The organism is Citrobacter sp. On2M, assembly GCF_018035235.1.
GTDB classification, from domain to species: domain Bacteria; phylum Pseudomonadota; class Gammaproteobacteria; order Enterobacterales; family Enterobacteriaceae; genus Citrobacter; species Citrobacter meridianamericanus.
Map to the genome: position 1 here is coordinate 46536 of NZ_WPCV01000004.1, position 26465 is coordinate 73000.

The window sequence follows — 26465 nt, forward strand, 5'->3', positions numbered from 1 at the left end:
GGGAGAGCATGATGACGATTTCTGCTCAGGTGATTGATACGATTGTTGAATGGATTGATGATAATTTAAATCAGCCATTGCGCATTGATGATATTGCACGCCATGCGGGCTATTCCAAATGGCACCTGCAGCGTCTTTTTATGCAGTATAAAGGTGAAAGCCTCGGGCGTTACATCCGTGAGCGTAAGCTGTTGCTGGCGGCGCGCGATCTGCGTGATACCGATCAGAAAGTGTATGACATTTGTCTAAAGTACGGATTCGATTCGCAGCAGACCTTTACGCGTATTTTCACCCGGACGTTCAGCCAGCCGCCAGGCGCTTATCGCAAAGAAAACCATAGCCGGGCGCATTAACGACGCAGGGTTCTCGCGGGCCTAATCTGCCAGCGAGAACCAGCGTCGCCAGATGAAGCGCAAAATAAAATACTCAATTACCCCCAGCAGTAAAAACCACAGGCAAAACAGCAAAGTATAAAACTGGTTGAGATCCATCAAATGAAAGGTGGCCACGAGCTTTTGCGCCAGCACCAGGCCAAGTGAGGGGGCGGGCAGGAGCAGACAGGATAAAAATGCCAGCAGCAGGATCCCGGCTGCGGTCATCAGTGATTCAAGCGGGTGTTTCATCGTATTGTTAAACTTGAGTTAAAAAGCTATTGTCCGGGATCTCCGTGGGCAACGCAAACCCCACGCTTACAGCCCGGACCAAATCTCACAATGTTTTTTCACCAGACCACTCAGTGATCCACCATCGGCGACGAAATCACGCATATTTTGCGCCTCGTCATGACTATGCTTAACCTGCAGATGCAAGGCTTCAATCGCGCTGGCTGCCCCCACTTTATCCGCAGAGGCGGCGACATTGTCCAATAGCCGTAGCGTGTCATCTGACAGGCGGTGCCCATCGCCGGTATTGACGTCGGTTACGATTCCCGCCATACCAAAGCGGCAGGCTTGAAAACGATTAAATTTATACAGCAGGTAATCATGCAGCTGGTGTTTGAACGGCCGTTTGGTGAGTAACCAGTGGGCGGTAGCCTGAATAAGCCCCGCCATATTGACCGCGTGTGCCAGGGTCAGCGGCGTGTCCATGACCCGAACCTCTACTGTGCCAAAGTGCGGGCTGGGACGGATATCCCAGTGTAAATCCTTAATGCTATCAATCATGCTGGTGTAAGCCAGTCGACGAAATAGCCCCTCGAATTCCTGCCAGCTATTCACCCATGGCATCGGGCCATTATCGGGAAATCCGGAGAAAATATTCAGTCGCGCGCAGGCAAACCGCGTGTCGGACGTTTGCATATAAGGTGAGGCGGCTGAGAGCGCAATAAAATGGGGAACAAATCGCGACAGGCCGTGCAGGAGATAAATGGCATCATCGCCGTTTGCGCAGCCGATATGCACATGCTGGCCAAATACCGTCGCCTGCTGAATGAGATAGCCAAAATTTTCCAGGTTGCGCCGATAGCGTTCGTCATCGCAGACTTCCTGACGTTGCCATTTTTGAAATGGATGCGTCCCCCCGCCACAAATCGCGAGATGGTGCTGTGCAGCAACCCGCGTAATTATCTGCTGCATGGTAGACAATTCAGCACTTGCCTGATCGATATTGCGACAAACCCCGGTCGCCATCTCCAGCATACTTTCCGTGATATCGTGCTTCACTTCTCCGGCGGTAAGCAGCGGCTTTACAGCGTCAATCAGCCGGGAAGAATCCTGGCTCAGGTCGTAGCCCGGGGGGTTGACCACCTGCATTTCCAGTTCAATGCCTAACGTAAAAGGGTCGGATACATGAAAATCGGGAAGTGGCATAGGGTTCTATTCCGCGTTGATCGATATCCTTAGAGTATAGAAGGGCGGCTGATTTTCTGTTCGTTGTCAGATATTCCCTGGCGATGCTTTGAAGGCAAAATGGCCGGTGTTATAACTATTTTTTACTTCGCAACTGGGGGGGAATCGTGCCGGAAATAAATATTTATGGGCAGACCGTCGGCGATGTTGTGCCGGACTGGAATGGCGCTGCCGTACTGCCACGGGAAACGCTTGTCGGTCAATATTGTCGACTGGTTCCTCTGGATGCCGACAGCCATGCCGCCGAGCTGTTTGATGCCTACGCGCAGGCACCGGACGATCGCGACTGGACCTGGCTCGCAAGCTCTCGCCCCACAAGCGTTGAGGCCGCAGCGTGCTGGGTACAGGGGAAATCCACTGATACCTCTTTGGTTCCCTATGCCGTCATTGAACAGCATTCAGGACGTGCCGTCGGACTGGTGTGCTTTATGGCGATCGAACGGGAGCACGGTTCGGTCGAAATTGGTCATGTGACCTGGTCACCGCGCATGAAAAATACGGTACTTGGCACCGAAAGCATCTGGCTGCTGCTGCGCCAGGCGTTTGCGTTGGGTTATCGTCGCGTGGAGTGGAAATGCGACTCTCTGAACACCGCTTCTCGACGGGCGGCGGAACGCCTTGGGTTTATCTTCGAAGGACGTTTTCGCCAGAAGATTGTGCGCAAGGGGCGTAATCGCGACAGCGACTGGTTATCGATGATTGACAGCGAATGGCCCCAGTGTGACGCCGTGTTACAGCGCTGGCTGGCGCCGGAGAACTTTGATGAAAATGGGCGGCAACGAAAAACCCTGGCGGCGTGTAGCGGCGAATAAATTAATGCCCGCAGCTAACAATGGCTGCGGGCGTAATGCTGTTTACCAACAGATAAATCCACCATCTACAACCAGGTCTACACCGGTACAAAATGAAGCAGCATCGCTGGCCAGAAAGAGTGCCGGGCCTGCCATCTCTTCCACTTTTGCCATGCGTTGAATCGGGGTCTGGCTTTCAAACTCCCGCGTCTGATGAACCATTTCCGGTCGGGTGTTCATCGGCGTGGCGGTATATCCGGGGCTTATGGAATTCACGCGTATGCCTTTTCCAATCCACTCCATCGCCAGGCTTTTTGACAGATGAATTACCCCCGCTTTAGCGCTATTGTAATGGGCTTGCTCAAGGCCTCGGTTAACAATAATCCCTGACATGGATGCGATGTTAATAATCGAGCCACCGCCTGATTCCAGCATCAGTTCTGCTTCGGCTTTACAGGAGTTCCACACGCCAGTGAGGTTAATGTCGATAACGCGTTGCCACTGCTCGCTTTCCATTTCCAGCGCAGGGTTGGCGTTGGCAATGCCTGCGGCATTGACCGCAATATCCAGGCGACCAAAGCGTTCCTTCGCCAGGGCTACCGCGGCGCGAAGGTCGCTAAGCTTGCGGACATCACCCGTATAGAGCGCAGCCTGGGCGCCAATAGCGGTGATAGTATCAACAGTCGCATTTAGCCCGCCGTCTTCGCGCAAATCAAAACAGACCACGTGCGCGCCCGCGCTGGCGAGTGCGCAGGCGATAGTCTGACCGATGCCGCTACCTGCGCCAGTAACAAAAGCGACGCGCCCCTCAAGATTAAACAGTTGTTGAGCAAAATCTTTTGCAATCATAATGATGACTCTCTTAACAGATACCCTGATGGGTATTAAGACATAATCAGGCCACCATCGATGTTGATGGTTTGTCCAGTGAGATAACGCGCATCGTCAGAGGCGAGAAAAGCGACCAGTCCGGCGACATCTTCAGGTTTGCCCGCGCGTTTCATTGGGATGCCTTTAACCCATTCCGCCATCAGTTCACCTTTGCCATAGCGTTTTTCATCTGTACTGAGAATCTCGCCCCAGACACGATCGTTGTAATCCCACATTTCGCTTTCGATTATCCCCGGACAAAAGGCGTTAACGGTGATATTCCATGGCGCTAACTCATGCGCCAGACTTTGCGTAATACCAATTACGCCCATCTTGCTGGCGGCGTAGTGTGGGGTATAGATGAAACCCTGACGTCCCTGACCGGAAGAGGTATTAATCAGGCAGCCCTGGTTTTGCTTAACCATATATTTTGCTGCTTCCCGGCAGCAGAGCCATACGCCAGTGGTATTCACGGCGAGGACTTTTTCAAAATCGGCTTTCGGCATGCGGTCGAAATAGTCGATGGTGATGACACCCGCGTTTTGAATTGAGACATCAATGGTGCCGAAGCGCGCTGCGGCCTGCTCGTACAGAGATTGCACCTGCGCCTCATTGGTGACATCCACCTGCAAAGATAAAATATCTGCCTGATAGCGCTGACGAAGCTGTTCCGCTGTTTCGTGGACGCGCTCCGCATTCGATACCATCACCAGATTTGCGCCGTCGCGGGCAAAACGTTCGGCGATACCTGCGCCAATCCCCCGACAAGCACCAGTGATGACAATTGTCTTACCATTAAAATCACGTTGCATATTTTTATCCCCTGTATGGGCCGGGCAAAGGATGCCCGGCGGAATGTTGCTGCTTAACTGGATACGGTATTTCCTGAGGGTGCTGCCGCCAGCTTTTCTTCATGGCGACGCATCAGAATGACTTTGTTCTGCAGCTTTTGCTGGAACTGATCGACAACAACGGCGGTGACGATAACCACACCTTTAATGACCATCTGCCAGAAATCACTGACGCCCATCATCACCATGCCATCGGCAAGGAAGACAATTACGAAGGCACCGATAATGGAGCCGGAGACGCGTCCGCGTCCTCCAGCGAGCGCAGTTCCGCCCAGCACAGTTGCGCCAATGGCATCCATCTCAAACATGTTGCCGGTCATCGGATGTGCAGTTTGCAGTTGTGAAGCCACAATTAACCCAACAAAAGCAGCACACAGGCCGGAGAAGGCGTACACAAAGATCTTCGCTTTTACGATAGGGACACCCGCCAGACGTGCGGCGGATTCGTTCCCTCCAATCGCGTAGATGTAGCGGCCTAGAGGGGTTTTGGTGGTTACCCAGTAGCCCAGCAACAGGAAGGCAATCATCAGCCAGATAGGGAGATAAATCCCCAACAAAGTACCTGAACCCAGCGTGGCAAAACCGGTATTGCCCAGCGCGTCCATGCCGTTCAGATTTGGGTAGGTGCTGCCGTCGTTAAACAGAAGCGCAGATCCTCTGGCAACGTACATCATGCCGAGCGTACAGATAAACGGTGCAACGCCGAAACGGGTGATGACGGCACCGTTGACAAAACCAACGACAACGCCGAAGAGGGCAACACAGATTATGACCTCTGGTACGTTGAAGAAGATGATGTTGCCACCCCAGATGGGCAGACCGTTGGTAAGCAAGGCGCCTGCAACCATGCCGCAAATACCCGCTACCGCCCCGACGGACAGATCGATACCGCCAGTCAGTATCACCAGCGTCATACCAATTGCCAGTAATCCCGTGATGGCGACGTGTTGAGTCATGATTAACAGATTTGAGGTGGTCAGGAAATTAGGTACCATCACACTAAAGAATGCGATAACCAGCAGCAGTGCAATAAACGTTCTGGCCTTCAGCAGGTACATATAAATCATATATTTCTGGTTCATGATGGATTCCAGCTTGATTAATCTTGAGGTGTCGAAGCCGCGATTAAGGTCTCGCGGGTGACCGCATGACGGGGGACATCAGCGGTGATTCGGCCATCAGCCATCACCAGAATACGGTCCGCCAGCGCCATCACTTCGTCCAGCTCTGATGAAGAGAACATCACCGCCAGCCCTTGCTGCGCCATTTTGCCAATAAGGTGATAAACGTCGGTTTTCGCGCCCACATCAATGCCTCGGGTGGGCTCGTCAAGGAAAACCACCTGCGGTTGCGTCATTAATGCCTTACCCAGCACCACTTTTTGCTGATTACCGCCGCTTAATGAGGTGATAGGCAGTTCGGGATCGCTCACTTTGATAGCCAGTTGCTGGATCATTGCCTTCACACTGGTCTGCTCTTTGTGCGGATTCAACCATTTCCAGGCTCGGCGAAAGCCTTGCAGGCTGAAGTCAGACAGCGTCATGTTGGACTGAATCGACATCATCTGAACAACGCCTTCGCCCTGTCTGTCTTCAGGCACCAGTGCCAACCCCTTTTTAAGGCGTGACTGAAAATGGGCTTTATCAATGCATTCGCCGTTAAGCTGCACACTCCCACTCTGGCAGGGCATAAGTCCCACCAGGCCTTTGAACAGTTCCGTCCGTCCTGCGCCCAGCAGACCATAGATTCCGATGACTTCGCCTTTACTGAGGCTAAACGTCACGTCATTAAGCTTATAGCCGCCGCTCGGATGAAGGGCTGTGAGACCCTGTACGGATAGAACCGTTTCACCTTTTGGTGCGGGTTGATAATCAAAATGTTTTTTCTTGTCTCCCACCATTTGTTCAATGATCCACGGAATACTGGCATCATTGACTGGGCGTTCACTGATAAAACGGCCGTCGCGGAAAATCGTGATGTAATCACCAATTTCCATCAACTCTTCCAGACGGTGGGATATATAGATGATGGTGACGCCGCGCCGTTTGAGTTGCTCAATGACGTTAAACAACACTTTCACCTCAGACTGGCTGAGGGCGGAGGTCGGTTCATCCATGATTAAAACACGGGTATCTTTGGAGAGCGCACGAGCAATTTCGACCAGTTGCTGATGACCGATCCCTAGTTCTTCCAGAGGTGTATACGGATCAACATCCAGCTCGAGTCTTTCCAGTAATGATTTTGCCAGTGCGTATTGGTATTTTTCGTTGATTTTCCCTTTCTGAAAGAACTCGTTAGCCATGAAAATATTATCCATGACATTCATGTTTGGGAATAAATTCAACTCCTGAAAAATAATGCTGATACCCAGTTTTTCGGCCTGATGAGTAGAATTTAATGTGACAGGTATGCCATCCATAATAATTTGCCCGGAAGAGGGGCTTTCGACACCAGCAAGCATTTTCATCATGGTGGACTTACCCGCACCATTTTCTCCGATCAGCACGTTTACTTTATTTCGATATACCCGATAGTTGACGCTATCTAATGCCAGCACCCCAGGGTAAACACGCGATAAATCTTGTGTTTCGATAATAACTTCAGATTCGACGGAATGAGGAGTGACGATATCTTGCTGCTGCATGTTATTGTCCTCCTACGGATTCAATTTTCGCTGGTGTAATAACCGGGATGGATTCTGGAATCTCCCACTCAGAAAAAACACCATAAACGTGCACTGATTCTCCAGTTTTAAGTTGCGCAGATTGGACCATCTTTATTGCTTGTTCGTTAATTCCTCGACCATATTCACCAAATAATACCTGGTCATTGAAATCACTATAACTTGCGCCTTTAAAGGCATCGCGTAATTGTGTGCCGCGCAGCGTCGGACCAATCTGAACAATAATGTTGTTGCCGCTTTTATCGACGATGGTCATTTTTCCACTACGAGAGGCGGTATCAAGATTGCTAATTTTTCCCTCCACTTGTACGTAAAAGATGCAGGGATTCTCTTCCTGAGAGCGATAGCCGAGATTTTTACAGGCGCTGTCAAAATCTTTTTCAGCATGCAAGGCCATTAATAAATCGGCCACCGGACGAGCCTGCCCGACAATTTGCGGGACAATCTTGTTTTGCCACGTTTGGGCTATATTACCCATGTGTGGATTCGGTGGCGACTTGAGGTCCGCAAGTTCCTGCTGCGAGACGATGCGACATCCTCCCACGGTCAGCACGACCAGCGCAAGCCAGGCTTTCTTAGACATAATGTTCTCCTCTGCGCCTCCTGAGAGGCGCAACAACCCGGGATCAGGACTTGATATTGAAATCCTGCACTTTATCTGCGTTTTCTTTAGTGATAAGAATTCCGCGGAACATGACGCGTTGTTTTTCTGGTTTTATGCCTTTTTGCAGGTAGTTATCCAGATCGGTAACTCCTTGCGCTGCGATAGCCTGTGCCTGGAGCATGACGGTCGCCTGTAGAGTGCCAGCTTTCACTGCATCACGTTCGTCGTTGCTACCGTCGATACCGACCACGACCACGTCACTGCGGTTCGCCGCTTTTAATGCAGCAATAGCCCCCAGTGCTACTGGACCGTTACCGCAGATAATACCTTTTACGTCCGGGTGGGCCTGTAGGATGCTGTCCATAATACGTTTACCGTCGATAAGCGTGCCTTTGGCATCCTGTCTGGCGACACTAACCATATCCGGGAACTGATCAATAACCTGGTGAAAGGATTTGGAGCGCGTAACACAATTATTATCGGCAAGGTTACATGTCAGTTCAGCATATTTACCTTTTTCACCCATTTTCTCGACGAAAATATTTGCAACTTCTGAACCAGCCTGGAAGTTATTATGGGTAATTTGCACCAGTGCAACATCATCAACGGGAATTTCACGGTTGATCAATATGACGGGAATTCCAGCTTTTTTCGCTTTTTCAATTGCCGCAACGCTGGCCGTTGAATCTGCATTATCCAGAACAATACCCTGGACTTTTTTGCCGATTGCCGTATCAATCAATTCATTCTGTTTTTTTACATCTTCACTGTGCGACAAAATTGTGGTTTTGTAGCCTAGTTCCTGGGCTTTTTCACTGGCACCTTTTGCTTCTGAGGCGTAATACGGATTATCCAGTGAATTCACCATAATCATGATTGTCCCTTTTTCCGCTGCATGAGCAGTAAAAGACAAAGCAGTCAGGGTTGCAGCAGTTAACAGCGTTAAACGTAATTTCATGACAATGTTCTCTCTGTGTTGTTATTGTCGGGTACGGTGAAACAACGTAAAGCCTGAGTTTTTTATGATCCGGTGCCCTCCTGTATATGTGGTAAATAACGTCGCGTGTTTTCCCTGGCGAGGCATCAGGCGGACGGGGCCGGTTTCCATAATGTTCTGTTTACCGCATGGCGCCATTCCTGCCATCTTTTTTGCAACCGATGATGGCGATCCATGTCGGGTTTAAATGTGCTATGTACGGTTAAAAAAGCTTTTAAATCAGTCAGTGAGCCAGGATAAAGCGCTTTACGCGCCAGTAATGCCGCGCCAATGGCGGACAGTTCTGGCACATCGCTACGCATAACCGGATAACCAAGCAGATCTGCCTGATATTGCATTAGCCAGTCGTTTTTGGTGGGGCCACCGTCAACCATTAATGCCGTTAACTTGAAATCATCGTGCTGCTGCATGGCAACTACAACATCGGCGATTTGATAGGTAATCGACTCAAGTGCGGCACGGATCAGATGGGCACGTTTAACTCCCCGACTGAGTCCGCAGATAACTCCACGGGCACTGTCATCCCACCACGGCGCCCCAAGCCCGGTCAGTGCTGGCACAAAATAAACGCCGAGGGTTGAATCAACAGAGGCGGGAAGGGTGTTGAGTTCGTTTGCCAGTTCGGCATCCGAAAGTTCGCTCAAACCCGTACTGTCTGCCATCCATGCCACCGCATCACCCGTGTGCGGGATATTGCCCTCCAGACCGTATATGATGCTATTGCCATCGTGCCAGGCGATGGTGGTAGCCAGAGCGTCAATATCGCATTGGGCTGATTTGACCGGCGCCATCACTGATGACCCGGTACCATAAGTTGCTTTAACGCATCCCATTTCGCCAAGAGCATGACCAAACAGAGCGGCATGTGAGTCACCCACCATCGACATCACAGGAATGCCGTCTGGAATGCCATCCAGTCCACGAGTATGACCAAATAATCCACTGGAGGGTTTTATTTCCGGTAAGGCGACACGCGGAATGTGGAAGAGTGCCAGCATGGCTTCATCCCACTCTCCAGAGTGCAGGTTTAGCAACTGTGTGCGGGCGGCGTTGGAATAGTCACAGCAGAAGGTTTCACCAGCGGTTAAATTCCATAGCAACCAACTGTCGATCGTTCCCAGGCAAATTTGTCCCTGCGCAGCCAGCTGTGGGCCATCGGTCACGGATTCCAGTAGCCAGCGCATTTTTGATGCGGAGAAAAGTGGTGCGATTGGCAGACCAGTGGTTGATTTTATTAGTTGTTCTTTATTTTCATGCCGCAGTTCCTCGCAGTAAGCCGCACTGCGCGTACATTGCCAGGTGATTGCGGAATTTAGCGGTCTGCCAGTCTGGCGATACCAGCCTATGGCGGTTTCACGCTGATTACTAATAGCCAGTGCTGCGACGTTTTCAGCACCAACATGATTCATAGCTTTGGCAATGACGCTAATAGACGCATCAATCAACGCCTCCCCAGATTGTTCAACCCAGCCATCCCGGGGGGTCTGAATCGCCAGTGGCTGAGAAAACTTTGCGACCACATTGCCCTGTGCATCAAGCGCGATTGCTTTGGCGTTAGTTGTGCCTTCATCCAGCGCAATGATGAACTCTTTCTTCGCTGCACACATAGATTATCTCCTGAGTCACATTGCGTCCCGGTTTAGAGGATAAAACCCTCTCATTGTCGCGTCATTACTGCATCAGGCCTGGCTGTGACATCGCTTTTTTAATTATTGAATATATATTCGGTATTGATTATTTATTTAATACCTTAGCTACAATCTTTCCGTTGGGCTACAGAAAAAATCATCAATTGTGCTGAGAATCACACTTACACAGACGGGACAATAACAGAAAAAAGAATAAATTAAGGCGAGGTGAAACCTTTCAGTCTATTGAAATATATAGATTTTAGTCACTGCCTTTGCTTTTTATCTTTCGTGCAAAGGCTACCAGCGAATTAAGGGTCAGGAGGTGACCAGCATACGGGCCGTAGGATAGTCGGTAATGAGCACGTCGATATAACCTCCGTTCAACGCCCCTTTAATTGCCGCGACTTTGTCTGTACCGCCAGCAAGCGCCACGACATTCGGGCATTTTTTTACCTTGTCCAGTGCCATGCCAATCACTGGATCTTCGTCATCTTGTAATACCGGCTGTCCCTCGTTGTCGTAGTAATGCAGGCAAATGTCCCCGACCGCGCCGCGATCGGCCAGTACCTGCAACATATCTTCGTGGTAGTAGTTACCTGATGTTTTCAGCAATTGGGATGGTTCGAGGATCCCGACGCCAACAATGGCGATGTCGACATTATCAAAGCGTGAAATCACATCGGCGACATCTTTGCTGGCAACGAGACGGTTTTTCTCTTCAACCGAACCTTCGATACTCTGAGAAGGAAGTAGCCAGGCTTCACAATTCAGATGTTGCGCCAGCGTCTGCGTCAGAATTGTGGCTTGTACGTTGCCGTTGGGACCTACGCCGCCCAACAATTGAATTACGCCGCCGGCTTTCAGATTCTGTGTATGGACTTCATCCACCATCGCTCGGATAGTCGAACTCCATGAGGAAACGCCCACCAGGTCTTTGGGGCGCAATCGGGTTTCCAGATAGTGGGCTGCGGCAGAACCAATGGCGCGTTTGATGGTGTGGTCGCTGGCATCCTCCTCGGTATCAACCACTATGGCCTGCTTAATGCCGTAACGTTCCTCGATCCCTTTTTCAAGATTCAGGAAGATATTTGAGGGCTGGACAACGCTGATTTTCACCACCCCTTCTTTCTGACAGCGGGTGATGGCGCGGGAGATAAACGACTGAGAAAGCGAGAGAAGTTGAGCAATATCGGACTGTTTGCGTCCTTCAAGATAGTAAAGGGTAGCGATTTTAACCAATAGCCGTTGTTCGTCCTGCTTAGCCATATATTTCCCCGAAAATCATTTACGTACCGCCATTATCTTAATGCGTTTTATCATACGCGAAAATTGAAGACAGGTAAGTGTGATAAAGCTCTAACTTTAACCAATCCTCAAAAACAGCTATGGACAAATACGAAAATTAGGTTGCATAATTGAATAAAGAATCATTTATGAATATATATTCATAGTGGTGACAGATCAACTTATTATTACCAGCGTCAGTGTGGTCGCGGTAAGGAGGCAGAATGTACCTGAGTATGATACAAGGGCGTAAGCCTGATGATGTGACGTATGGGAAATTCTGGTTTTTTTAGTCCCACACGGAATAAATATTCCACATTGAAAATAAATTCAGAGGTGCTAAATGAATCCCTGGAACTATGATATCCAGACTCTTGAGCGCAAAGCGCGGGCGGTTCGCCGTCACATCGTCAGATTAAATGCTAACAGTCCTGCGGGTGGGCATACTGGTGCGGACCTGTCTCAGGTTGAACTGTTGACGGCACTCTATTTTCGGATACTCAATGTCGCTCCGGAGCGTATCGCTGATGAAGCTCGGGATATCTACATCCAATCTAAAGGTCACGCGGTGGGCTGTTACTACTGTGTTCTGGCGGAAGCGGGTTTTTTCCCCGTTGACTGGCTGGAAACCTATCAACATGCCAATTCCCATCTTCCCGGACATCCGGTTCGCCAGAAAACACCGGGTATTGAACTGAATACAGGTGCTCTGGGCCACGGTTTACCTGTTGCGGTGGGACTGGCTCTGGCTGCGAAGAAAAATAACAGTTCACGCCGCATCTTTTTAATCACAGGTGATGGTGAATTGGCCGAAGGAAGTAACTGGGAAGCGGCACTGGCTGCTGCTCATTATGGCCTCGACAACCTGATCATTATTAATGACAAGAACAATCTTCAATTAGCCGGACCGACTCGCGAAATCATGAATACCGATCCGCTTGCCGCAAAATGGCAGGCATTTGGTATGACAGTGACTGAATGTCAGGGGAATGATATGGCGTCGGTTGTCGCCACTCTGGAAGGACTTAAGCAGGAAGGCAAACCTAACGTCATCATTGCCAATACCACGAAAGGCGCGGGTATATCGTTTATCCAGGGGCGCTCTGAATGGCACCATCGGGTGCCAAAAGGTGAAGAGATCGAACTGGCTCTGGAGGAGTTAAAAGATGAGTAATGCAGAACACCTCGCAAACGTCATGGTTCAGGCGTTCATTGATGCAGTTGAAAAGGGGGTTGACCTGGTTCCGGTCGTAGCGGACTCGACATCAACAGCGAAAATTGCTCCTTTTATAAAGCAGTTTCCTGGTCGGTTGGTCAACGTAGGTATTGCTGAACAAAGCATGGTTGGAACGGCGGCAGGACTTGCTCTTGGCGGTAAGGTAGCCGTCACCTGTAACGCTGCGCCATTTCTGATCTCCCGTGCCAATGAGCAAATTAAAGTCGATGTTTGCTACAACAATACCAATGTGAAGCTATTCGGTCTTAATGCCGGTGCCAGCTATGGCCCGTTGGCGAGCACTCACCATTCGATCGATGATATTGCCATTATGCGAGGCTTCGGCAATATCCAGATTTTCGCCCCATCTTCGCCACGAGAGTGCCGACAGATTATCGATTATGCGATTGGCTATCAGGGACCGGTATATATTCGTCTTGATGGAAAAGCACTGCCGGAACTTCATGACGAGAGTTACCGTTTTGTTCCGGGGGCGGTGTTGACACTGCGCGAGGGGGAACATGTGGCGCTGGTGGCAACTGGCTCGACAGTTCATGAAATTGTTGATGCCGCTGCGCTGTTGGCTGATGCAGGTATTCAGGCGAAAGTGGTCAGTGTACCTTCAATTCGACCATGTGATACCAAAGCTCTGTTATCAGTATTACAGGGCTGCAAAGCGGTGATTACCGTAGAAGAGCACAATATTAATGGTGGGTTGGGAAGCCTGGTGGCAGAAGTACTGGCTGAGGGCGGAGTTGGGGCAGTGTTAAAGCGTTTAGGTATTCCGGATGGAGAGTACGCAGCGGCAGCGGATCGTGGCTGGCTACGTCAGCATCATGGTTTTGACGCCGCAGCTATCGCTGCTCAGGCGCGAGACCTGCTGTGACGTTCACACTGTTGCCAGTGTGATTACATCATTGCCCGAGAACCGCCATTGCACGCGATACATTTGGCTGTGAGCACGTAGTATCATTTGGTTGTGTTGCAACTCAACGATTTGATACTGCGAAAATCCGGCGTTTGCCTGTTGTGATGCCAGGGTTACTTTAAAAGCACTTTCTTTGGCGGAAAATGCCAGTGTGAGAGCCTGTTCCACTGTCAGGCCGCTATTGGCCAACCACTCTTTTTCTGTATTGGTGACAATACTACTTAACAGTTCGTTCGCAGTTTGCAGCGTAAATATAGTTTCTATATCCAGCCCGACGGGATGCGTCGATACCGTCGCCAGGGCAATTGTTGCGCAATGACTGATGCTGCCAAACAGATTTTGCGGCCACAACGGTTGGCGTTGTGCGCCGATGCCGGGTACGGTTTTGTGGCCAAATTCACGCAGCGCGTGCACGGCGGCAATACGGCCTGCCAGGTGCTCGGCTTTACGCTTACGTCCACTGGACAGAAGTTGAGTGTGGTGGGGCAGCCAGAGCATGTCGTGCTCATGGAAGCTGTCGGGATCGAACTCGACAACGTGCAGCGTATGGTCTGCGAAGGTGAGTGGTGTGTGAGTTGTGCGCATGATAGTGATGAGTTCCCTCTCCCCGCAGTGAGGAGAGGGAGAAACGTTATCAGAAGTGCGTGTTAACGCTCATGAACCACGTGCGGCCCGGTTCGTTATAGGTGTGCGCGCCAGCGCCCGCCATATAGTTCCCGGTGACGATATCACCCGTGGTCTGGGCATTACCTTCACGCCACAAACGTTTATCAAAGACGTTATCCACGCCGCCGGTCAGGCTGACGTTTTTCGTCACGTCCCAGGTCGCACTCAGGCCGACGATACTGTACGGACTAACTTCGCTGGCCGAGCTGCCGGTCACCGGTTTACCCTGGTAATCGTATTTCTTAGGCTGCTGTTTGCCATACCAGGTGAAGGTTGACTGCAGCGACAAATCTTCGCGTGCCTGCCAGCTCAGGGTCGAATTCAACGTGTATTCAGGAATAATCGACAGGCGCTCGCCGGTCTCTTTATTCTTACTTTGCAGCATGTAGGTGATGTTGTTGGTCCAGGTAACGGTTTCGCTAACTGGCACGTTCAACGTACCTTCCAGACCCTCAACCACCGCTTTAGGAATGTTTTCCCACTGATAGATATCGGTGTAAGTCGTCTTTCCTTTATTGGTGATAGACGTTCTGTCGAAAGGTACCGTACCCGCTTCAATCTTGTTGCGATAATCATTGCGGAACCAGGTTACCCCGGCCAGCCAGCCGTCACGTTTGAACTCAAGACCAATCTCTTTATTGATACTGGTTTCGGCCTTCAGATCGTCATTGCCCATCATGTAGCAACCAATACCGGTCGCGGAGCCGGTGGCGTAGCAACCCTGCCCCTTGCTGTACAGAATGTAATTCGGGTTGAGCTGGTACAGACTTGGCGCTTTATAGGCGCGCGCAATGCCCATTTTCAGCGTAAAGTCATCTCCCAGACCTTGGGACAGGTTCAGAGACGGACTCCAGTTGTCGCCGACGATGCTGTGATGGTCGAAACGTAGACCCGGCGTCAGCATGGTGCTGTCGGTCAGTTCCATGTTGTTTTCAGCAAACAGAGAGAAAATCTCTGCGTCTGAGTACGGGCTACGGTTGGTGCTGCTCGAACCTGGAATATCACCGCCCATAAAGGTCTGTGAATTGGACAACATATCCTTCATGCGCTGCTGATTCCATTCGGTACCGAGCGTCAGGTTTTGGTTGACCAGCAGATCTAACGGAATGCTGACCTCACTGTGCAGCATGACGTCACTCAGGTCGGCGTCGAGATATTTTTGTGACGCATTCGGGTCGAAGATCCCCTCAGTACCGCCCGCCAGACCTTCCGGCGTACGGGAGTTACGCGTATGTTCGTACTGTACCCAGTTGCTGGTGGTGACGCCGTTATCCCAGCCACCATTCCAGGTCAGAGAGTAGTTCTGGCGGTAAAGACGGTTGGTCTCTTTCCCGTAGTTATCTTTCACCAGTTGGTTGGTGTTGGTGTTTTGGGTGTCACCCGCATAAAGATTGCCTTGACGGCTATAGCCAGCTTCCAGTTCCAGTGACTGGAGCGGGGCGAAATCCCAGCGAACCACGCCGTTAATATCTTTGTTGATCACCCCTTCACGACCGGCTGGTAGGGTATTTGAATATGTGCCGGTACGTTCTGACTGATGACCCTGGTTGATGTCCCATGCGTCGGCCTGGGTTTTATCGAGATTACCGTAAAGACGGAAGCTGAAATCTCCGCCCATTGGACCATTCAGGCTAAAGTTGGTACGTTTGGTCGAACCTTCGTCTTTGTGTTCCGGGGCATTGAAATAGGTATCCCAGGAGCCGTGCCATTCGTTGCTGCCTTTTTTGGTGATGATATTCACCACGCCGCCAGCCGCACCGTTGCCATAGCGTGCCGCGGCAGGACCGCGCAGCACTTCAATACGCTCGATCATTTCCGGCGGCACCCATGCGGTATCGCCACGGGTATCACGCTCGCCGCGCCAGCCCTGACGCACGGAGTTGCGGCTGGTGACCGGTTTGCCGTCGATAAGAATCAGGGTGTTTTCCGGCCCCATACCGCGAATATCGATCTGGCGGTTGTTGCCGCGTTGGCCGCTGGTTGAGTTACCGGTCAGGTTAACGCCTGGCATGGTACGGATGATTTCCGACACGTCGCGAGCGGGAGGATTCTTACGGATTTCATCAGCGGTAATGGTTGAAACGCCCGGCGCCTGCAGGTTCTGCTGGGCGGCGGTAACCACAATAGTGTCTTCATGAGAGACTGCGGCGTTCTCGGTTTGATCTTCTGCCATTGCTGGCAGGGCTACCCCGTAAATCCCTAAATTGACCAATAAGGCCAGTGAATGAATCTTGTTGTTCATTGTTTGTCCTGCTGTTCTTTTAGCCACGAGTACCAATCTGCCGTAGTACGGCATTTGGCCTGATGTCGCCCGTATCCGCGTAAACCCTCCATTCCAGAAAAAGTACGCAGCGTCAGGTCGGTTTATAAGTGGTGAAAAACTGTGCGCGCTTCCCACAGCGCGACAATACGCTATTGCAAATGCAAATAGTTATCAATAATATTATCAATATATTTCACGATAAATCATAAAATTTCACAATAAACATGGGGTTATGGCGGTGACGACGTTAATGATGGGAAGCGAGGCGTGGTGGCAGTCGAAAAAGGGCCCGGAGTGGGAGCGTGAAGACAACGGAAATTATCGGGTAACTTTTTGGTGGCGTGACCCGCAGGGAACGGAAAAAGAGTCCGCTATTCGTCGCGTATGGGTCTACGTCACCGGCGTCACCGATCACCATCAAAACGCGACCCCTCAGTCGATGCAACGCATTGATGGAACAAATGTTTGGTGCTGGCGTATTTCACTCAGCGCCAACTGGCGCGGCAGTTACTGCTTTATTCCAACAGCACGAAACGATATTTTTGCTGCGCTGGCAGCGGGCGAAGCGCCTGACCGAACCGTGCTGCGTGAAGGCTGGCGAAAATTGCTGCCGCAGGCCATTGCCGATCCGCTTAATCCACAGAGCTGGCAGGGCGGTCGTGGTCACGCGGTGTCTGCGCTGGAGATGCCGGAGGCTCCCGTACAACCTGGATGGGATCGACCTGAAAACCCCGGTTCTCCCGCAGTTTGCCTGCAATGGCGTAGCGGCAGGCTTGGCAATACGCGCCGCGTGTGGGTGTTTACCACCGGTGATGCCCAACCGGAAGCACGTCCGTTGGCTATCCTGCTGGACGGACAGTTTTGGGCGCAGAGTATGCCGGTCTGGCCTGCGCTAACTTCACTTACGCATTGCGGACACCTCCCTCCCGCCGTTTATCTCCTGATTGATGCCATCGATACGGCTCACCGCAGCCACGAACTGCCGTGTAATGCCGATTTTTGGTTGGCAGTACAGCAGGAGCTATTGCCGCTGGTGAAGGCGACGACCGCGTTCAGTGACGACCCGCAGCGTACCGTGGTCGCCGGGCAAAGTTTTGGCGGGTTGTCATCGCTGTATGCCGGACTGCACTGGCCGGAACGCTTTGGCTGCGTACTCAGTCAGTCTGGATCTTACTGGTGGCCGCATCGCGGTGGTCATCAGGACGGAGCGATCGTCGAGCAACTGAAGACCGGGACCATCAGCGCTCAGGGGCTGCGGATTGTCCTGGAAGCGGGGATACGCGAGCCCATTATTTTTCGTGCAAATCAGGCGCTATATGCCCAGTTACCCTCTGCGCCACAGTCTATTTTCTGGCGTCAGGTTGATGGTGGACACGATGCGCTTTGCTGGCGCGGCGGTTTGATGCAAGGGCTAATGACGCTCTGGCAGCCGCTTACCGACACGATTTAACCGGACGATGTTCCACGACAGGAGTTGAGTATGGAATTCAGTAATCCCTTCGATAATCCGCAGGGTCAGTTTTACATTCTGCAAAATCCCCAACGCCAGTTTAGTCTTTGGCCGCAACAGTGCTCACTTCCTGCTGGCTGGAAGGTCGTGTGTGAACCCCAATCCCAGGAAGCCTGCCAGCAATGGCTGGATGCAAACTGGACCGCGCTGACGCCAGCGAACTATGTCGATGTGCAGGAGGCTCCATGACTCAACGTTTACCGTTAGTGGCGGCTCAGCCGGGGATCTGGATGGCGGAAAAACTCTCCACATTGCCCTCGGCGTGGAGCGTAGCGCACTACGTAGAATTAACCGGCGAACTGGACGCGCCGTTGCTGGCGAAAGCGGTTGTGGCTGGCCTGGAGCAGGCCGATACCTTGCGAATGCAGTTTAGCGAAGATAACGGCGAGGTCTGGCAATGGGTGGATCCTGCGCTCACTTTTGTACAACCCGAAATCATCGATCTGCGCGAAAAAACTAACCCACATGAGGTGGCGCGGGCGTTGATGCAAGCTGACCTGCAGCAGGATCTGCGTGCTGACGGCGTCAAGCCGCTGGTTTTTCATTTGCTTATACAGGTGGGAGACAAACGCTGGTATTGGTATCAACGTTATCATCATCTGCTGGTTGATGGCTTCAGTTTCCCGGCTATTACCCGACAGATAGCCGCAATTTACCGCGCATGGCTGCACGGCGAGTCAACGCCAGACTCACCTTTTACGCCGTTTACTGAGGTGGTGGAAGAGTATCAACAGTATCGTCAAAGCGATGCCTGGCAACGCGACGGCGCATTCTGGCGCGAGCAGCGAAAACAACTACCACCACCGGCTTCGCTGTCGAACAAACCGTTGCCGGGGCGATCGGCCAGCGCGGAGATTATTCGCCTGAAGTTAACCGCGCCTGAAGGCGTGTTCCGCCAGCTTGCGGCACGCATGCCTGATGTTCAGCGTGCGGATCTGGCTCTTGCGCTGGTGGCGTTGTGGCTGGGACGCTTATGCAGCCGAATGGATTATGCCGCCGGGTTTATCTTTATGCGGCGCATGGGCTCGGCGGCGTTGACGTCCACAGGACCGGTTTTAAACGTTCTGCCGTTTGGCGTGCAACTGGATGCGACAGAAAGCTTGCCTGCGCTTGCACAACGACTGGCCGGGCAGTTGAAGAAAATGCGTCGGCATCAACGTTATGATGCCGAACAAATCGTTCGCGACAGCGGGCGTGCAGCCGGGGCCGAACCGCTGTTTGGCCCGGTGCTGAACGTGAAAATATTCGACTATCAGCTGAATATTCCCGGCGTACAGGCGCAAACCCATACGCTGGCGACAGGGCCGGTGAATGATCTTGAACTGGCATTGTTCCCGGATGAAAACGGCGGGCTGAGTATTGAAATCCTGGCCAATAAACAGCGCTACGATGCAGCGACGCTGGCGCAGCATGCCTCGCGTTTAATCGCGCTTATTGAGCAATTTGCCGACAATCCGTCGCTATGCTGTGGCGACGCTGAAATGTTGTTGCCGACAGAACATGAGCAGCTGGCGAAGATTAACGACACGAGCGTGGAGATCCCGTCCACTACGCTGAGCGCGCTGGTGGCGCAACAAGCCGATAAAACACCGGATGCCCCGGCACTGGCCGATGCCCGCTATCAGTTTAGCTATCGCGAAATGCGCCAGCAGGTTGTGGCGCTGGCGAGCCTTCTGCGTGAACGCGGCGTACAGCCGGGTGACAGCGTTGCCGTGGCATTACCGCGTTCCGTGTTCCTGACGCTGGCGCTGCATGGCATTGTTGAGGCGGGAGCCGCCTGGCTGCCATTGGATACCGGATACCCGGACGATCGCCTGCGGATGATGCTCGAAGATGCGCAGCCAAAACTGTTGATCGCGACCGAGGAACAACTGGCGCGCTTTAGTGACATCCCTGGCCTGGAAAGCCTGTGCTACGACGCGCCGCTGCCAGCAGATGATGCAGCTCCGTTGGCGCTATCTCGACCCAATCATACGGCCTATATCATTTTTACTTCCGGTTCAACCGGCAGGCCAAAAGGGGTGATGGTTGGGCAAACCGCCATCGTTAACCGTTTGCTGTGGATGCAAAATCACTATCCGCTGACCGCAGATGATGTGGTGGCGCAAAAAACACCGTGCAGTTTTGACGTCTCGGTATGGGAGTTTTTCTGGCCGTTTATTGCCGGGGCAAAACTGGTCATGGCAGAACCTGAGGCGCACCGCGATCCACTGGCGATGCAGCAGTTTTTTGCCCAATACGGGGTGACGACCACGCACTTTGTTCCTTCTATGCTGGCTGCTTTTGTCGCTTCATTGACGGCGGAAACGGCGCGGGAGAGTTGTGCCTCGCTGAAACAGGTATTTTGTAGCGGTGAAGCCTTGCCTGCAGACTTATGCCGCGAGTTGGAACAGTTGACTCATGTGCCGTTGCACAATTTATACGGGCCAACGGAAGCGGCGGTCGATGTGAGCTGGTATCCGGCTTGGGGGGAAGAACTTGCCGCCGTAACCGGCAACAGCGTGCCGATTGGCTATCCGGTATGGAATACTGGTTTACGTATTCTGGATGCCATGATGCGACCGGTGCCTTTCGGCGTGGCGGGCGATCTGTATCTGACGGGGATCCAACTGGCACAAGGCTATTTGGGCCGTCCGGATCTGACGGCGAGCCGTTTTATCGCCGATCCGTTTAACGCGGGAGAACGCATGTATCGTACCGGGGATGTGGCGCGCTGGTTGGAAAATGGCGCGGTGGAATACCTCGGGCGCAGCGATGACCAGCTTAAAATTCGCGGACAGCGCATTGAGCTCGGTGAGATTGACCGGGCGATGCAACAAATGCCTGACATCGAACATGCCGTTGCCCATGCCTGCGTATTCAACCAGGCCGCGGCGACAGGCGGGGATGCGCGCCAACTGGTGGGGTATGTGGTGTCTCAATCGGGTCTACCGCTGGAGACGTCTGCATTACGGGAACGTCTGCGCGAAAAACTGCCTGCGCACATGGTACCAGCGGTATTGTTACAACTGGCGGAGTTGCCGCTTAGCGCGAACGGCAAACTGGATCGTAAAGCGCTACCCATGCCGCAGTTGACGTCGCGCACTTCCGGGCGCGCGCCGCGAGCAGGGACGGAGACAACCATCGCGCAGTCTTTTGCGGCCTTGCTGAATTGCGAGGTGAATGATGTAGAGGCTGATTTCTTTGCGCTGGGCGGACATTCTCTGCTGGCGATGAAGCTGGCGGCGCAATTGAGTCGCCTATTTGAAAGACAGGTGACGCCAGGTCAGATTATGGTGACTTCTACCGTGGAACAACTCAGTGAATTACTGGAAAGTCATGATGATGAACAGTCGCAGCGTCTGGGATTCGAGACGCTGCTGCCACTGCGTGAAAGTCACGGTCCAACGTTGTTCTGCTTCCATCCGGCGTCGGGTTTTGCCTGGCAGTTTAGCGTGCTGTCACGTTATCTCAGCCCGCAGTGGTCGATTATTGGTATTCAGTCGCCGCGACCGGATGGCCCGATGCAGATGGCGGAAAACCTCGATGCGGTATGCGAACATCATCTGGCAACGCTACTCAGTCAGCAGCCTCATGGCCCCTACTATTTATTAGGTTATTCACTGGGAGGGACGCTGGCGCAGGGAATTGCCGCGCGTTTACAGGCCAGAGGTGAGACGGTTGCCTTCCTGGGGCTGCTGGATACCTGGCCGCCGGAGACGCAAAACTGGCAGGAAAAAGAGGTCAATGGTTTAGATCCTGCCGTACTGGCGGAGATCGAGCGGGAGCGTGAAGCGTTTCTGGCAGCACAGCAGGGGAATGCGTCGGAGGTTTTATTTACCGCTATCGAAGGCAACTACGCTGATGCGGTTCGCCTGCTCACGACGGCACACAGCGTGCCGTTTGCGGGCCACGCCACGCTGTTCGTTGCTGAGCGTACCTTAGTGCCGGGCGTCAGCCCTGAACGTAGCTGGTCCCCGTGGATATCCAGTCTGGATGTTTACCACCACGACTGCGCGCATGTCGATATTATCTCCCCTGCCTCGTTTGAGGATATAGGGCCGATAATTAATTCTCGAATCAATAATTCGATGTAACAAAGCCATTCTAGCTATTGCGGCGATCAAATAGCTCCATAATGTAAATTATATGTTATGGAGATGATCTTTTTTGTGGGGCGGATGGCGATTAAAGGGGTGAATAAATTCCGAATATTATTATTGGTAGGGCTTCAGGCACAAAGAATGTTTCGGATAATTCTTACTAACTGGTAGACTTCTCTTTCGAAAATGTTCTTCTTTGGGCGCGGATCTCAGGTCACACAACATGTCATCATTAAATATTAAGCAAGACAACGTTTCGGAACTTACTGCTTATCCCCAGCCAACGGTTAATGCCAACGAAATTGATTTAGTGAATCTTATCGAAATTTTATGGCGCGCCAGGACGAAAATTATGGCGACCGTATTAGCCTTTGCTTGTGTGGGTATTCTGGTCTCTTTTTTGTTGCCACAAAAATGGACCAGTCAGGCCATCGTGACCCCTGCAGAACCGGTCCAGTGGCAGGAGCTTGAGAATACGTTGACCAAATTGCGCGTGTTGGATATGGATATAAACGTTAGCCGTGGTGATGTATTTAACCTGTTTATCAAAAAATTTCAGTCGCCCTCATTGTTAGGAGCGTATCTGCGTTCTTCACCCTACGTGATGGATCAACTGAAAGGCGCTGATATCGATGAAATGGACCTGCATCGGGCCATCGTCAGGCTCAGTGAGAAAATGAAAGCGGTTGACAGCAACGCGGGAAAAAAGAATGAAACCTCGTTGTATACCGCATGGACGCTGAGTTTTACCGCGCCACAGGCTGAAGAAGCCCAGTCGGTATTGAAAGGCTACATCCAGTACATTTCCGACATTGTGGAAAAAGAAACGCTGGAAGATATTCGCAATAAACTGTCGATCAAAACCAGCTTTGAAAAAGAAAGACTGGAGATGGATCGCGTCAGGCTCAAGAATCAGCTGGAAGCCAATATCCAGCGGTTGAACTACTCCCTGGAGATTGCGAATGCTGCCGGGATTAAAAAACCAGTCTATAGTAATGGTCAGGCAGTGAAAGATGACCCTGATTTTTCTATTTCACTTGGCGCCGACGGCATCGCGCGTAAATTAGAAATAGAAAAATCAGTAACAGATGTTGCTGAAATTAACGGTGAATTACGTAATCGCCAATATCACGTTGAGCAGCTGTTAGCGATGAATGTGAGCGACGTACAATTCGCGCCGTTTAAATATCAACTTTCACCTTCGCTGCCGGTGCATAAAGATGGTGCGGCTAAATCAATGATCGTTGTTCTGGCTGCTTTACTGGGCGGTATGGTGGCATGTGGTGGCGTTTTACTGAACTACGCCATGGCGTCGCGTAAGCAAAAAATGACGTTTGTTGACCAACAACTGGTGTGATGAATTGTCGTATGGCGGCGAACAGGACGCCATACGACAAATCTTGCTATTTGTTGCGCCCGAGCGGTACCACTAACGGCGTTCCGGCAACCGGATCGTCGATAATCATACAGCGCAGCCCATAGATTTTTTCGATAAGCTCCGCCGTGACAATCTCCTTCGGCGCGCCCTCGGCAATAATATGTCCGTCACGGAGTGCAATCAGATGCGTCGCATAGCGACAGGCCTGATTGAGGTCGTGTAAAACGGCGGCCAGCGTATAGCCTTTCTCCCGGTTTAGTTCACTCAGTAGCTCCAGCAGATCGATCTGATGACTGATATCCAGCCAGGTGGTGGGTTCATCGAGCAGCATAATGGATGTTTCCTGCGCCAGTACCATCGCAATCCATGCGCGCTGCCGTTGTCCGCCGGAAAGGGTATCCACACTTTGTGATGCCAGGTGGATGATCCCCGTCGCCTGCATGGCGTTTGAGACCGCTATTTCATCTTCATTCCGCCAGCGGGTAAACAATGGCTGGTGCGGGTAGCGCCCACGGGCAACCAGCTCCTGCACCGTAATATCACCCGGCGTAGTGGCGTTTTGCGCAAGTAAACCAATTCTGCGGGCTACTTCTTTGCTGGGATAGTGCTGAATATGCTCACCGTCGAGCCAGACCTGACCGCGTGCAGGTGTCATCAAACGACTCAACGTGCGCAGTAGCGTTGATTTCCCGCAGCCGTTTGGCCCAATAATTGCGGTGAAGTGACCGTCGGGAATCGACACATTGAGGTTTTCCGCTACGGTAAACTTGCCATAACCCAGCGTTAACTGGTCGCCACGCAAACGGGCTACTGATTCGATCATTTTTTGCGGGACTCCTGAATTAACAAGACGATAAGATAAATACCGCCGAGGCTTACGGTGACAACGCCCACCGGAAGCTGATAAGGCATAAACAGCTGTTGAGCGCACAAATCCGCCAACAGCAGCAGCAATGCGCCGCACAATGCCGACAGGGTTAATCCCCAGCGCGATGTGCCGCTAACCCGCCGCGCGATATGCGGGGCGACAAGAGCAATAAATGAGATGGGGCCTGCCAGCGCGGTGGCGGCGGCGGTCAGCACAACGGCGACCAGCATCATCATCAAACGTGAACGTTCTACGCTGACCCCAAGCGCGCAGGCACTGTCATCACCCATTTCCAGTAAACGCATCCGGCGCACCAGCAACGTGGCGCACACCAGCATAATGATGATCAACGGTGCAGCAGGCCAGGTCTTAGCCCAGGTCAGACCATTGAGCGATCCGGCGTTCCACAGCCCAGCCGTCAATGCGGTTTCTAATGAAGCCTTCAGCAGCAGCCAGGTGTTGAACGCGACCAGCATGGCACGTATGCCAATACCGATAATAATCAGTCGGAAGGTGTCAATACCGTTGCGCCAGGCAAGCGCCCAGACCACCAGAGAAGTCAGGATCCCACCCAGCATGGCCGCCAGCGCGATTGCGGTAAGATGCTGTCCGAACAGCACCATTGCCACCAGCACACCGCTCCAGGCCCCGGTATTGAAACCCATCACATCCGGGCTGCCCAGTGGGTTACGCATCAGCGACTGAAATATTGCGCCGCTCACGCCGAGCGCTGCGCCAATCAATAGCGCCATGAGCACGCGTGGCAAACGCCATTCGGTCACCACCAGGGTAATACTGCGCGGCGCATCGCCGAGCAGGGCGGCAATAATTTGCTGGGTTTCCAGCGTAACAACGCCGCTACGCAGGCTCCATAAACCAATGACGAGACAACCTGCAACCAGCAGCAGGCTGCTGATTATCAGGCGGCGGGAGAGGTGCATCATGCGCCACCCCCGCGCGATTTACGGCGTACCAGAAAGATAAGCACCGGCGCGCCGATGAAAGCGCTGACCACCGACACGCGCAGCTCGCCGGGAACAATCAGGCGACCGATGATATCGGCAATCAGTAACAGTGAAGGGGTTGCCAGCAGGGTGACGGGCAGTGACCAGCGGTGATCCGCCCCCACCAGCCAGCGCGCCATGTGAGGTATCATCAGGCCGATAAAGGCGATAGGACCGACAATCGCGGTCGCGCTGCCGCACAGTACGGTAATCACCAGCAGGCCAATAAACTGTGTGCGAGCGACTTTACTACCAAGCGCGGTAGCTGTGTCGCTTCCGAGGCTCAGGCTATTCAGGGCGCGGCTGAGGAACAGCGCAACAGCAGCGGCAATCAGCACCGGCACCAACACGACCTTCAGCGTTTGCAGGCTGCGGATATCCAGTGAACCAGCCTGCCAGAAACGCAACTGATCGTAGACATCCGGGTTGAGCAGGGCGATGCCGGTGGATAATCCTTCCAGCACCGCGCCCAGGGCAACGCCCGCCAGCGTCAGACGTACCGGGCTTAGCTGCCCACCGCCCTGACTACCGGTAAAAGCTACGATCAGCGACGCAGCCAGAGCACCGCAAAAGGCCATCAGCAGTTGCTCTTGCGCAGAGGAAAAGCCGAACAGCGCGGCCCCCAGCACAATAGCAAAGCTGGCACCAGAGTTGACGCCCAGAATACCGGGATCGGCGAGAGGGTTACGCGTGAGTGTTTGCATTAATGCGCCAGCCAGGCCCAGCGCACCACCTGCGAGCAGTCCTGCCAGTGTGCGCGGCAGGCGCGCGTCCAGCACGATGGTGCAATCAGCGCTTTGACAACTGCCGGTGAGCGCATCCAGCACCACGGAAGCAGGTAGCGATTTTGCGCCAATCACCAGGCTTAGTACCGTGATGAGAACAAGTAATAACAATAGTCCGGGCACGGCGAAGGCGCGTGTCGCGGAAACAGAGCATGGCATATCAACTTCCCTGATAATGATAGTAATTATCGTTATCGATCTTATTTG

23 protein-coding genes are annotated in these 26465 nt (G+C 52.5%); 8 read left to right on the top strand and 15 right to left on the bottom strand.

Annotation, left to right across the window (positions count from 1 at the left end):
- The first annotated feature begins 11 nt into the window (after positions 1-11).
- Positions 12-353 carry a RamA family antibiotic efflux transcriptional regulator gene (locus On2M_RS10535; protein ID WP_151218777.1) on the top strand — a complete coding sequence of 114 codons (342 nt, stop codon included), beginning with the start codon at positions 12-14 and terminating at the stop codon, positions 351-353.
- 21 nt (positions 354-374) lie between these two features.
- On the opposite strand, the gene On2M_RS10540 is transcribed toward On2M_RS10535, so the two are convergent.
- Complete coding sequence (locus On2M_RS10540; protein WP_151218708.1) at positions 375-623, bottom strand: DUF1158 domain-containing protein; 249 nt, start codon at positions 621-623, stop codon at positions 375-377.
- A gap of 66 nt (positions 624-689) precedes the next feature.
- Entirely contained in the window at positions 690-1808 is a 1119-nt protein-coding gene (locus On2M_RS10545; protein WP_210904799.1) for a YbdK family carboxylate-amine ligase, read from the bottom strand.
- Between the two features lie 146 nt (positions 1809-1954).
- Here On2M_RS10545 and On2M_RS10550 point away from each other — a divergent pair, with 146 nt between their 5' ends.
- On the top strand, positions 1955-2659 hold the full coding sequence (locus tag On2M_RS10550; protein WP_210904800.1) for a GNAT family protein: 705 nt from the start codon (positions 1955-1957) through the stop codon (positions 2657-2659).
- 42 nt (positions 2660-2701) lie between these two features.
- On the opposite strand, the gene On2M_RS10555 is transcribed toward On2M_RS10550, so the two are convergent.
- The 8 genes from On2M_RS10555 to On2M_RS10590 form a co-directional block, all read right to left on the bottom strand.
- The gene (locus tag On2M_RS10555) at positions 2702-3487 is read right to left on the bottom strand and encodes an SDR family oxidoreductase (RefSeq protein WP_210904801.1); all 786 of its coding nucleotides are present in this window, start codon (positions 3485-3487) and stop codon (positions 2702-2704) included.
- A 35-nt stretch (positions 3488-3522) separates the two neighbouring features.
- Entirely contained in the window at positions 3523-4320 is a 798-nt protein-coding gene (locus On2M_RS10560) for an SDR family oxidoreductase (protein WP_151218711.1), read from the bottom strand.
- A 53-nt stretch (positions 4321-4373) separates the two neighbouring features.
- A complete protein-coding gene (locus On2M_RS10565; protein WP_151218712.1) occupies positions 4374-5441 on the bottom strand; it encodes an ABC transporter permease in 1068 nt (355 codons plus the stop codon).
- Between the two features lie 17 nt (positions 5442-5458).
- The gene (locus On2M_RS10570; protein WP_151218713.1) at positions 5459-7003 is read right to left on the bottom strand and encodes a sugar ABC transporter ATP-binding protein; all 1545 of its coding nucleotides are present in this window, start codon (positions 7001-7003) and stop codon (positions 5459-5461) included.
- Between the two features lies 1 nt (position 7004).
- Positions 7005-7625, bottom strand: a complete 621-nt coding sequence (locus On2M_RS10575) for a DUF2291 domain-containing protein (protein ID WP_151218714.1) — start codon at positions 7623-7625, stop codon at positions 7005-7007.
- A 43-nt stretch (positions 7626-7668) separates the two neighbouring features.
- Positions 7669-8604, bottom strand: coding sequence for a D-ribose ABC transporter substrate-binding protein (locus On2M_RS10580; RefSeq protein WP_043015525.1), 936 nt, complete (start codon positions 8602-8604; stop codon positions 7669-7671).
- A gap of 125 nt (positions 8605-8729) precedes the next feature.
- Positions 8730-10250, bottom strand: a complete 1521-nt coding sequence (locus tag On2M_RS10585; protein ID WP_151218715.1) for an FGGY-family carbohydrate kinase — start codon at positions 10248-10250, stop codon at positions 8730-8732.
- Between the two features lie 339 nt (positions 10251-10589).
- Entirely contained in the window at positions 10590-11540 is a 951-nt protein-coding gene (locus On2M_RS10590) for a sugar-binding transcriptional regulator (RefSeq protein ID WP_187252848.1), read from the bottom strand.
- A gap of 361 nt (positions 11541-11901) precedes the next feature.
- Here On2M_RS10590 and On2M_RS10595 point away from each other — a divergent pair, with 361 nt between their 5' ends.
- A complete protein-coding gene (locus tag On2M_RS10595; protein ID WP_151224903.1) occupies positions 11902-12732 on the top strand; it encodes a transketolase in 831 nt (276 codons plus the stop codon).
- Positions 12725-13660, top strand: coding sequence for a transketolase C-terminal domain-containing protein (locus tag On2M_RS10600; protein ID WP_151224904.1), 936 nt, complete (start codon positions 12725-12727; stop codon positions 13658-13660). Before On2M_RS10595 ends, On2M_RS10600 begins: the two co-directional genes overlap by 8 nt.
- A gap of 3 nt (positions 13661-13663) precedes the next feature.
- Here On2M_RS10600 and entD read toward each other — a convergent pair whose 3' ends face one another.
- The gene (gene entD, locus On2M_RS10605; protein ID WP_187259408.1) at positions 13664-14287 is read right to left on the bottom strand and encodes an enterobactin synthase subunit EntD; all 624 of its coding nucleotides are present in this window, start codon (positions 14285-14287) and stop codon (positions 13664-13666) included.
- 49 nt (positions 14288-14336) lie between these two features.
- On the bottom strand, positions 14337-16610 hold the full coding sequence (locus On2M_RS10610; protein WP_210904802.1) for a TonB-dependent siderophore receptor: 2274 nt from the start codon (positions 16608-16610) through the stop codon (positions 14337-14339).
- 253 nt (positions 16611-16863) lie between these two features.
- Between On2M_RS10610 and fes the strand changes: the two genes are divergently transcribed.
- The 4 genes from fes to wzz(fepE) all read left to right on the top strand — a co-directional run bounded on the left by fes (position 16864) and on the right by wzz(fepE) (position 23580).
- Complete coding sequence (fes, locus tag On2M_RS10615) at positions 16864-18081, top strand: enterochelin esterase (RefSeq protein WP_210904803.1); 1218 nt, start codon at positions 16864-16866, stop codon at positions 18079-18081.
- A 30-nt stretch (positions 18082-18111) separates the two neighbouring features.
- Positions 18112-18330, top strand: coding sequence for an MbtH family protein (locus tag On2M_RS10620; protein ID WP_151218720.1), 219 nt, complete (start codon positions 18112-18114; stop codon positions 18328-18330).
- Positions 18327-22217, top strand: coding sequence for an enterobactin non-ribosomal peptide synthetase EntF (gene entF / locus On2M_RS10625; RefSeq protein WP_210904804.1), 3891 nt, complete (start codon positions 18327-18329; stop codon positions 22215-22217). Before On2M_RS10620 ends, entF begins: the two co-directional genes overlap by 4 nt.
- Positions 22218-22446: 229 nt before the next feature.
- Positions 22447-23580: an LPS O-antigen length regulator Wzz(fepE) gene (wzz(fepE), locus tag On2M_RS10630; protein WP_210904805.1), complete on the top strand. Its 1134-nt coding sequence runs from the start codon at positions 22447-22449 to the stop codon at positions 23578-23580.
- Between the two features lie 46 nt (positions 23581-23626).
- Here the strand turns inward: wzz(fepE) and fepC are convergent, their stop codons facing one another.
- Genes fepC through fepD form a run of 3 tightly spaced genes read right to left on the bottom strand, consistent with a single transcriptional unit; the run spans position 23627 to position 26417 of the window.
- Complete coding sequence (gene fepC / locus On2M_RS10635; RefSeq protein WP_151224906.1) at positions 23627-24424, bottom strand: iron-enterobactin ABC transporter ATP-binding protein; 798 nt, start codon at positions 24422-24424, stop codon at positions 23627-23629.
- Positions 24421-25413, bottom strand: coding sequence for an iron-enterobactin ABC transporter permease (gene fepG, locus On2M_RS10640; protein ID WP_210904806.1), 993 nt, complete (start codon positions 25411-25413; stop codon positions 24421-24423). Before fepG ends, fepC begins: the two co-directional genes overlap by 4 nt.
- Positions 25410-26417, bottom strand: coding sequence for a Fe(3+)-siderophore ABC transporter permease (gene fepD / locus On2M_RS10645; protein WP_210904807.1), 1008 nt, complete (start codon positions 26415-26417; stop codon positions 25410-25412). The genes fepG and fepD overlap by 4 nt, the downstream gene beginning before the upstream one ends.
- Between the last annotated feature and the right edge of the window lie 48 nt (positions 26418-26465).